This window comes from Arthrobacter sp. P1_B11 (assembly GCF_056406715.1).
The window spans coordinates 82,621-91,841 of the sequence record NZ_JBFTZQ010000017.1; the positions used below are offsets into that span (position 1 = coordinate 82,621).

A 9,221-nucleotide genomic window follows, 5' to 3' on the forward strand; every position below is an offset into this window, starting at 1 on the left:
TTGCTAGATCTTGGTGACCTGGTTGAATGCCAGGGTGACCGGCGTTTCGCGCTCGAAGATGGAAACCAGCACCACGAGGGTCTGGGAATCAATCTTGATCTCGGAGATCGTGGCGGGGAGGGTCTCGAAGGGACCTTCCTTGACGATGACCGATTCGCCAACCTCGAAGTCGACGTCCACCGGGGCGGCGGCGTGCTTGACGGGCTTGCCCTTCTCGGCTTGCTCTTCCTCGAAGACCGGAGCGAGCATGGAGAAGACCTCGTCGAGGCGCAGCGGCACTGGGTTGTGGGCGTTGCCCACGAAGCCGGTGACGCCCGGGGTGTGGCGGACGGCGCCCCACGAGGCATCCGTCAGGTCCATGCGGACGAGAACGTAGCCGGGGATCCGGACGCGGTTGATGACCTTGCGCTGAGCGTTCTTGATCTCAACGACTTCTTCCATGGGAACCTGGATTTCGAAGATGTAATCTTCCATGTCCAAGGTCTGGATGCGGGTCTCAAGGTTGGCCTTGACGCGGTTTTCGTAACCTGCGTAGGAGTGGATGACGTACCAGTCACCCTCCTGGCGGCGCAGTTTGCCCTTGAACTCTTCTGCGGGGTCGACGTCGGCCTTGGCTGCCGCGGCTGCCAGGGCGTCTGCGTCTTCGTCATCGCCTTCGGATGCGTCGGCGTCGTCTTCAGCGTCTGCTTCGTCGACTACGTCAGTTTCGGCCTCTGCCTCATCGGCGTCGCCTTCGGAATCGGGTGCAGCAGAATCAGCCTCAGACCCTTCAACGGCTTCAGCCGCGGCGTCGGCCGTGCTGTCCGCGGGGCCATCCAGCTCAGCCTCAGTTACCTCGAGCTCCTGCTCAGACACTTGGTCTCCTGCTTCCTCATTGCTTAACATGCCTATTTAAATGGCTCAATTCCGCACACTCCGCAGCTCCCTCCGATAATCGTAGGAGCCCGCGCAGTCTGCGGACCTATCGCCTTAGCGGTCCTTGGCGCCTGTACCGCCGAAGACCCAGCCCACCGCGGTCCCGAAGCCCAGGTCCAGCACGGTGACGATGACCATCATGATGACCACGAATACCAGCACCACGAGCGTGTAGTTGATCAGTTCCTTGCGGGTGGGTGCGACGACCTTCTTCAGCTCGCCGATGACCTGGCGGACGAAGAGTGCAATTCGAGCGAAGAAGCCTGCCTTGGCGGCTTTCTTTGCGGGGCGGCCCTTGGAGCTGCTTGCAGCTGTTTCGGTCACCTGGTCCTCACTCATCCTCGCAATGTCGGATTACCCGGCTCTGAACTGAACCATGGTTGCTGCGCTTGCCCCGGTTTTTCACCGGGACAGCTTGCGCAGGGCAGACAGGACTCGAACCTGCAACCTGCGGTTTTGGAGACCGCTGCGCTACCAATTGCGCCACTACCCTATGGATCAAAACTGATCCTGTGGGTTGAAAACTGATCGAGGCCATGCTTGACCCAGACTTCCCTGAGGCGCACGTCATCATCGTGTTTTCAACACCGGAGAACTAGTCTACGCAACAACTTCGCGTACGTCGAACCAGCCTCATTTCGGACCGTCTTGGTGGCTGTGCAAAACCTGACCAGGCTGCAGTCACATTGCCGCGTCCCACCTCGAACGATCCGGTGAACAGCATAGAGTAGATTCCGTCGAATTCCACCATTCAGCTACCCAGCTGCAAGCGAAGAACGGACCCGCCATGTCTGCCGCCCGCGTTTCCAAACGCATTTCCGCCATTGCCGAATCTGCCACCCTGGCTGTCGACGCCAAGGCCAAGGCGCTGAAAGCAGCCGGCCGGCCAGTGATCGGTTTCGGTGCGGGCGAGCCGGACTTCCCCACCCCGGACTACATCGTCAAGGCGGCCATCGAGGCCGCCAGCCAGCCGAAGTACCACCGCTACTCCCCCGCCGGAGGCCTGCCGGAGCTGAAGAAGGCCATCGCCGAGAAGACGTTCCGCGACTCCGGCTACAAAGCGGACCCTTCCCAGGTGCTGGTTACCAACGGCGGCAAGCAGGCCGTCTACAACACGTTCGCCACACTGGTTGACCCGGGCGACGAAGTGATTGTGCCCACCCCGTTCTGGACCACCTACCCGGAAGCGATCCGGCTGGCCGGCGGCGTGCCCGTCGAGGTCTTCGCCGGACCCGAGCAGGACTACCTGGTGACTGTGGAGCAGCTGGAGGCGGCCGTCACTGACCGCACCAAGATCCTGCTCTTCGTGTCGCCGTCCAACCCGACAGGCTCCGTCTACTCCGCCGAACAGGTCGCGGAAATCGGGCAGTGGGCCGCGGCCAAGGGCTTGTGGGTGGTCACCGATGAGATCTACGAGCACCTGACGTACGACGACGTCCCGTTCACCTCGATAGCCACGGCCGTTCCGGAGCTCGGCGACAAAGTGGTGATCCTCAACGGCGTGGCCAAGACTTACGCGATGACCGGCTGGCGTGTGGGCTGGATGATCGGGCCGGCCGATGTCATCAAGGCCGCCACGAACCTCCAGTCCCATGCCACGTCCAACGTGTCCAACATCCCGCAGGTGGCAGCCCTTGCCGCCGTCTCCGGCCCGCTGACCGCCGTCGACGAGATGAAGGTGGCCTTCGACCGCCGCCGCAAGGCTATCGTCGCCGGGCTCAATGCCATTGAGGGCGTTGAATGCCCGACGCCGAAGGGCGCCTTTTACGTCTACGCCGACGTCCGCGGCCTGCTCGGGAAGGAATTCCCGACGGCGAACGGTCCGGTTCGTCCCGGAACGTCCGCCGAACTGGCGGCGATGATCCTGGACGAGGTGGAAGTTGCCGTGGTTCCGGGCGAGGCTTTCGGCCCGTCGGGCTACCTGCGGCTGTCCTACGCCCTGGGCGATGACGACCTCGCCACCGGCGTGGGACGGCTGCAGGATTTCCTGGGCAAGGCGAAGTAGGCGCGCTCTCTCACCTCCCGCAGGAAAACCCCCAACGCTCTCTCACCTCCCGCAGGAAAACCCCCAACGCTCTCTCACCTCCCGCAGGAAAAACCGGGACGTTCTCTCACCTGATGAGAGAGCGTCCCGGTTTAAGCGACAGGAAGTGAGAGAGCGTCCCGGTTTAAGCGACAGGAAGTGAGAGAGCGTCCCGGTTTAAGCGACAGGAAGTGAGAGAGCGTTTGGGTTGGCTAGAGGAGCCGGCGTTCCGCGGCCCATTTGGTCAGCTCGTGGCGGCTGGAGAGCTGCAGCTTCCGCAGGACCGCCGACACGTGCGTTTCCACGGTCTTGATGGAGATGAACAGCTCTTTGGCCACTTCCTTGTAGCTGTAGCCGCGCGCAATAAGCCTCATGACCTCGAGTTCCCGGGCTGAGAGCCTGTCCAGTTCGTCGTCGGCGATGTCGGCGGGGGCCGTGCCGAAAGCGTCCAGAACGAACCCTGCGAGCCGCGGCGAAAACACGGCGTCGCCGCCCGCAACACGGAAGACCGCGTCAGTGATCTCGGCCCCGGAAATCGTCTTGGTCACGTAGCCTCGGGCCCCGGCGCGGATCACGGCCACCACATCTTCGGCGGCGTCCGACACGCTGAGTGCCAGGAACTTGGTTGTGCCCAGCAACGCAGCCGAGCCGGCGATGACCTCCCGCCCTCCTCCGCCCAGACCGCCGGGCAGGTGCACATCGAGCAGCACCACGCCGGGCCTGGTCCGGGCAATCACCTCGATGGCCTGCTCCACCGTGCCGGCCTCCCCCACGACCGTTACCCTCGGATCGAGGTCAGCCTTGAGGCCCGAACGGAAGATGGCGTGGTCGTCAACGATCACCACCCTGACCGTTTCCCGCTGGTTTCCTGCTGCTGTTCCGTCCAATGCCGGAGTGCTCATGGCTTCCCTTCCCCGTTCTCCGCGACGGCGGCAGGCAGCTTGAGCCGAACCTCCGTGCCGTCCGGACTGCTGATAATCTCGGCGGTTCCGCCGTGGCGCTTCATGCGGCCGATGATGGATTCCCGGACGCCGAGCCTGTCCTCCGGAACGCCGCGAAGATCGAATCCGGAGCCGCGGTCCTTGACGAAGACGTCCACTCCGCCGTCGGACACCTCAAGGTACACGGAGACGGGCCCGCCGCCGTGGCGGGAAGCGTTCAGCATGGCCTCGCGGCTGGCCTGGACCAGCGCCTCGTGCCGGTCGGTCATGGCCGTGTCTCCCACGCTCACGACGTCGACCGCGTTGCCGAGTCCGTCCTCGACTTCGGCCGCGGCCGCCTTGATCCGGTCCGAGAGCTGGCCCGCGTCCTTGGCCGGGTCCTTGAAGAGCCAGCCGCGCAGTTCGCGCTCCTGCGCCCGGGCCAGCCGCACCACATCGTTCTCGCTGGCTGCGCGCCGCTGGATCAGGGCAAGGGTCTGCAGCACCGAGTCATGGAGATGGGCGGCGATCTCCGCCCTCTCGGTCTCGCGTACGCGGCCGGCCCGCTCGGTCTCGAGGTCACGCCAGAACTTCAGGCCCCAGGGAAGGAGCACCAGCGCCACGCCGCCGAGCACCGCCACCGACGCCAGCAGCGCCAGCCACGTCTGCTCCCAGGAGCCGGAACCGGACACCATCACGAGCACACCGGCCACCACGAGCGCCAGCCCGGCGGCAAGTCGTGCCCACCCGCCCGCCTGGTCCGCCTTGGTTTTGTCCACCAAGCCGGCGCGGCGCGTTTCATCGAGCTGCATCCAGGCAATGGCGGCACCGCCCAGGATGGCAGCGGCCGGGATCAGGGTACCCAGCGGGACCTCGGCGCCGAGCAGCCGGGCGATCAGGATCCCGGCCACGAGCAGCAGCCCGGAACCGAGCAGGATCTCTTTGCCGTAGCGCATGCTGCGGACGCGGAACCAGGCTCCGGTCCCCGGGACACCGCTGACCGGAACAGCGGTGCCCGCGCCGACGGTGCCGGGAACGGCGCCAGCTGCCGGAGTCTGGAAGGGGGTCCCGGCGTCGTACATTGCGGACGGAGCGGGGCCGGCAGCGGGGGCGTAAGCTCCCGGCGAAATGGAGCCCGGCCCGTAGCCCCTGAGCGGGTAGGCGGGAGGGTACGTTCCAGCGGAAAACGGCGGGTCGACGGCGGACCCCGGCTCGTGCGGGGAGCCCGCGGGCGGGGTGCTCACCGCGGGGGCGATGGGCGACGCCGGCCGCCTGGCGTTCCGCCGGGCGGCTTCGTCCGCGGTGGGAACCATGATCCAGAGCCAGGCATAGAACGCGAAGCCCGCACCGCCGGCAAGGGCGGCCACTGCCATGCCGATCCGCACCATGCGCACTGGCCAGCCCAGGTGCGCAGCGAGGCCCGCACAGACTCCGGCGATCATGCGGTCGCTGCTGCGGACCAGCGGCGGGCGGACAGGGGCGGTGGTCATGCATCAATCCAAACACGGATCAGGGTTTCGGAGACCGCTTTCAGGCCTGGACCAGGGGTAAGTCAGGGACCACTCAGGGTACTCCCCAATAGAGCCGGAGACCCTCCGAACGGCAGTATCGAAGTATGAACTCGCAGAACCCCAATCCCTCTGAAGGGCAACAGCCCGCCAACACGTCCGACGACCAGCCCAGCTCGCGGGAAGAACAGCAGCCGGAGCCCCAGGCAGACCGTCCGGAGGAGCCGCCGACCGCGGCCACTCCCGAGCCACAGACCGAGCCGCTGCTCCCTCCGCCGCTCCATAACTCCCATGATCTGCCGGGCGGCCACGGCGCGCCAGGCGCCCCTGCCTTCGGAACCGGCTACGGCCGGCCGCCGCAGCAACAGAACTTCTTCGATTGGATCCGCGGCCACGGCATCCACCGCGGCCGCGACCGCTGGATCGGCGGCGTTTCGAGCGGCATCGCCGAGCGGATGGGCATCGATCCGCTTATCGTCCGCGGCATCTTCATCGTCCTCACCCTGTTCGCCGGCATCGGCGTCTTGCTCTACGGCATCGGCTGGGCGCTCCTCCCGGAGCCGGACGGACGGATCCATACCCAGGAGGCAGGTGCCGGCCGCTGGACCAGCGGCATGACAGGCGCGTTGATCACCACCGTCCTCGGCCTCACGGGAATGGGCGGCGGTTTCTGGGGCTGGGGGCACGACGGCTTCGGCTTCTTCTGGACCCTGTTCTGGATTGGCGGCTTCATTTACCTTGTCTACTTCCTCACCCAGCGCAACAAAAATCCCATTGGAACAGCCATGAACAACACTCCGGCGAGCAGCCAGCCCGCTTACAGATACGCCGCCCCGACTGGCGGCCCGGCATCTGGCGCCACGGCCACTTTCGCAGCCGGCACGCAGGCGGACCCAACGCCGTACGGGACCGGTCCGACGTCGGACCCCAACCTGCCGTACTCACCCAACCCGCCGTACGGCGGGGCCGGGCCGGCACACATTCCCGCCTCCTACGGCGGCGGCTACGGCAGCGTTCCGCCCCGCGGAGCGGCTCCGGTGCCCGCCCCCGTTCCGGCACCGAAATCGAAGCCGGGCGGACCCGGCGCCCCTGCGGTGGCCATCACCGCGGGCGTGGCCCTGCTGGTGGGTGGCACCCTCAAGGCGCTCGACGCCGGCAACGTGATTGAGCTGGGCAATTCCGCCAACGCTGTGGTCTGGGCAAGCGGCGCCGCCGTCCTGGGCCTAGGCATCCTGCTGGCGGGCTTCCGCGGCCGGACCTCGGGCATCCTCGGCTTCTTCGCGGTGGTCGCACTGATCATTGGCGGCATCTTCAACGCGGTGCCGAACGGTGACCGCTTCCGCTTCCAGGACGCGGACTGGAACCCCACCAGCATCCAACAGGCCCGCGAGGGCTTCCAGATCACCGGAGGCAAGGGAACTGTTGACCTGACCGGGCTGAGCCTGACCGCACCGCTGCCCGCCGACGTCGTCATCCCCATGGATGTGACTGCCAGCAACGTCACGGTCGTCATCCCCAGCACCGTGCCGGTGGACGTCAGGGCTGATATGACGCTGGGCAACCTGAACGAGGGCTCCGCCAGCCGCAGCGGCATCACGTCCCGCCAGAGCAGCTACAACACGGACAAGCCCGGCGCCCGGCTGATCCTGCAGATCGACGGAACCGTCAGCAATGTCACCATCCAGGAAGGAAACTGACATGAGCAACTTTGACCCATCACCGGAAACGCCGCGGGGGCCGGAAACGTCCCGGGCGCCGGAAGCCTCCGGGTTTCCGCGGCGGCCCGTAACGGATAATGGCGAGCCCGCTCCTGCATCGGCCCGCGTCGGCACCATCGTCTGGGGCCTCGTGGTCCTCGCACTGGCCGTCCTCATCATCATCTCCCAGCTGGGGATCGTGGCCCTGAACGGGACTTACGTACTGATCGGCCTCATGATCGGCGCCGGCGCCGCATTGGTGATCGGCGGACTGCTCTCGGCCCGCCGACGTGACAACAGCCCCACAACCGGGAAGTCTTGAACCATGGAAAAGTTCTACAGCATTGTCAGGGGCCTCGGCCTGAAGCGTGGTCCGCAGCGCTGGCTCGGCGGAGTCTGCGGTGGGATTGCCGAAAAGCTGAACGTGGATGTCGCGTTCGTCCGGATCGGTTTCCTCCTCTTCTGCCTCCTGCCGGGGCCGGCCGTGGTGTTTTACCTCGCCGCGTGGCTGGTCCTCCCGGACCAGAACAACGGCATTGCCCTTGAATCCTTCCTCGCGAAGCGCGGCAACCGCTACTGACCGGGCGGCGGATAACCGCCCGCAGCACCAACGGGTTCATGTGCCCCTGCTCTCCGGAGCAGGGGCACACCTGCGCAAGACGCTCACTCAAGCCGCCCGGCTGCCGCCTTTCCCACGCCGGCACGGTGCCGGACCGGGGCCCCATGTAACCGTTTGTGTCCTTCCCCACACTGGCCACTAGACTCTCTTGTGAGCTCAGCGTGGCGCTCTGCCTGTATACCCTTCGAACCAGGATTTGAGCCTAGATAATGAAAATTGGAATCCTCACCAGCGGCGGAGACTGCCCCGGACTGAATGCCGTGATCCGCGGCGCTGTCCTGAAGGGCATTGCCATCCACGGCCACGAATTCGTGGGGTTCCTGGATGGCTGGCGCGGAGTGGTGGAGGGAGACATCATTCCCATTCCCCGCACACTGGTCCGAGGCATTGCCAAGCAGGGCGGCACCATCCTGGGCACGTCCCGCACCAACCCGTTCGAGAACGGCGGCGGTCCGGACGTTATCAAGGCCCACATGGACCGGCTCGGCATTGACGCCATCATCGCCATCGGTGGCGAAGGCACTCTCGCGGCCGCCAAGCGCCTCACGGACGCCGGACTGAAAATCGTCGGCGTCCCCAAGACCGTGGACAACGACCTCGACGCCACGGACTACACCTTCGGCTTCGATACCGCCGTCCAGATCGCCACCGAGGCCATCGACCGACTGCGCACCACCGGCGAGTCGCACCACCGCTGCATGATCGCCGAAGTCATGGGCCGCCATGTCGGCTGGATCGCACTTCACGCCGGCATGGCCGCCGGTGCCCACGCCATCCTCATTCCGGAACAGAAGGTCAGCATCGAGCAGATCGTCGAATGGGTGAACGAAGCCCACGACCGCGGCCGCGCTCCCCTCATCGTCGTCGCCGAAGGCTTCGTTCCGGGCCACATGGAATCCCCGCACTCCGAGCGCGGCCTGGACACCTTCGGCCGGCCCCGGCTCGGCGGCATCGCCGACCAGCTCGCTCCCGAAATCGAAGCCCGGACCGGCATCGAGACCCGCGCCACCATCCTCGGCCACATCCAGCGCGGCGGCGTGCCCTCGGCCTTCGACCGTGTGCTGGCCACCCGCCTGGGCATGGCCGCCATCGACTCGGTGGTCGAAGGCCGATGGGGCACCATGGTGTCGCTGAACGGCACCGACATTGACCACGTGGGCTTCGAAGCGGCCCTCGGCAAGCTCAAGACCGTCCCGCAGCACCGCTACGACGAAGCCGCGGTCCTCTTCGGCTAAACCGCCCGGCGCCCCGCCCTCACGCTGCGGAAGCCGGACGCGAACGAACACTTGAGGCCCTGGATCCTTGGGGCGGTTTCTAGGGGTCGTTGCAACACCTGTTGGTTAGGTGGTTAGTAGTAAAGCACGTAAACGCTCGGCTGGGGTTTCCCAGCCGAGCGTTTTACGTGGCCGGCCGTTGAGTTTCTGAGCGACGAGTTCGAGGTCTTCGGGACCGTAGACGGACAAATCCGTGCTCTTGGGGAAGTACTGGCGCAGCAGCCCATTGGTGTTCTCATTCGAGCCGCGCTGCCAGGGGCTGGCG

At 66.0% G+C, this 9,221-nt stretch carries 10 protein-coding genes and 1 tRNA gene; 5 read left to right on the forward strand and 6 right to left on the reverse strand.

Going from position 1 to position 9,221, the window contains the following annotated elements; genetic code table 11:
* Positions 1-3: 3 nt before the first annotated feature.
* The 3 genes from nusG to AC1D14_RS14550 all read right to left on the reverse strand — a co-directional run bounded on the left by nusG (position 4) and on the right by AC1D14_RS14550 (position 1,408).
* Positions 4-855, reverse strand: a complete 852-nt coding sequence (nusG, locus tag AC1D14_RS14540; RefSeq protein ID WP_230118094.1) for a transcription termination/antitermination protein NusG — start codon at positions 853-855, stop codon at positions 4-6.
* A gap of 114 nt (positions 856-969) precedes the next feature.
* Positions 970-1,254 (reverse strand): preprotein translocase subunit SecE, encoded by a 285-nt coding sequence (gene secE, locus AC1D14_RS14545; protein ID WP_230118093.1) that lies wholly within the window; start codon positions 1,252-1,254, stop codon positions 970-972.
* A gap of 81 nt (positions 1,255-1,335) precedes the next feature.
* Positions 1,336-1,408 (reverse strand) — tRNA-Trp (locus tag AC1D14_RS14550).
* Positions 1,409-1,702: 294 nt separating this feature from the next.
* Between AC1D14_RS14550 and AC1D14_RS14555 the strand changes: the two genes are divergently transcribed.
* Positions 1,703-2,920: a pyridoxal phosphate-dependent aminotransferase gene (locus AC1D14_RS14555; protein WP_230118092.1), complete on the forward strand. Its 1,218-nt coding sequence runs from the start codon at positions 1,703-1,705 to the stop codon at positions 2,918-2,920.
* 230 nt (positions 2,921-3,150) lie between these two features.
* Here AC1D14_RS14555 and AC1D14_RS14560 read toward each other — a convergent pair whose 3' ends face one another.
* Together AC1D14_RS14560 and AC1D14_RS14565 are read right to left on the reverse strand one after the other, a co-directional pair.
* Positions 3,151-3,840, reverse strand: coding sequence for a LuxR C-terminal-related transcriptional regulator (locus AC1D14_RS14560; RefSeq protein WP_230118091.1), 690 nt, complete (start codon positions 3,838-3,840; stop codon positions 3,151-3,153).
* Positions 3,837-5,348 (reverse strand): PspC domain-containing protein, encoded by a 1,512-nt coding sequence (locus tag AC1D14_RS14565; protein WP_476882116.1) that lies wholly within the window; start codon positions 5,346-5,348, stop codon positions 3,837-3,839. The genes AC1D14_RS14560 and AC1D14_RS14565 overlap by 4 nt, the downstream gene beginning before the upstream one ends.
* A 125-nt stretch (positions 5,349-5,473) precedes the next feature.
* On the opposite strand from AC1D14_RS14565, the gene AC1D14_RS14570 reads away from it, so the two are divergent.
* The 4 genes from AC1D14_RS14570 to AC1D14_RS14585 all read left to right on the forward strand — a co-directional run bounded on the left by AC1D14_RS14570 (position 5,474) and on the right by AC1D14_RS14585 (position 8,917).
* Positions 5,474-7,063, forward strand: a complete 1,590-nt coding sequence (locus AC1D14_RS14570; protein WP_476882117.1) for a PspC domain-containing protein — start codon at positions 5,474-5,476, stop codon at positions 7,061-7,063.
* Position 7,064: 1 nt separating this feature from the next.
* The gene (locus AC1D14_RS14575) at positions 7,065-7,385 is read left to right on the forward strand and encodes a hypothetical protein (RefSeq protein ID WP_230118088.1); all 321 of its coding nucleotides are present in this window, start codon (positions 7,065-7,067) and stop codon (positions 7,383-7,385) included.
* Positions 7,386-7,388: 3 nt separating this feature from the next.
* On the forward strand, positions 7,389-7,643 hold the full coding sequence (locus AC1D14_RS14580; protein WP_230118087.1) for a PspC domain-containing protein: 255 nt from the start codon (positions 7,389-7,391) through the stop codon (positions 7,641-7,643).
* 248 nt (positions 7,644-7,891) lie between these two features.
* The gene (locus tag AC1D14_RS14585) at positions 7,892-8,917 is read left to right on the forward strand and encodes an ATP-dependent 6-phosphofructokinase (RefSeq protein ID WP_230118086.1); all 1,026 of its coding nucleotides are present in this window, start codon (positions 7,892-7,894) and stop codon (positions 8,915-8,917) included.
* Positions 8,918-9,022: 105 nt separating this feature from the next.
* Here the strand turns inward: AC1D14_RS14585 and AC1D14_RS14590 are convergent.
* The coding region (locus tag AC1D14_RS14590) for a transposase (RefSeq protein WP_476968688.1) at positions 9,023-9,221 on the reverse strand (199 nt) is incomplete at its 5' end.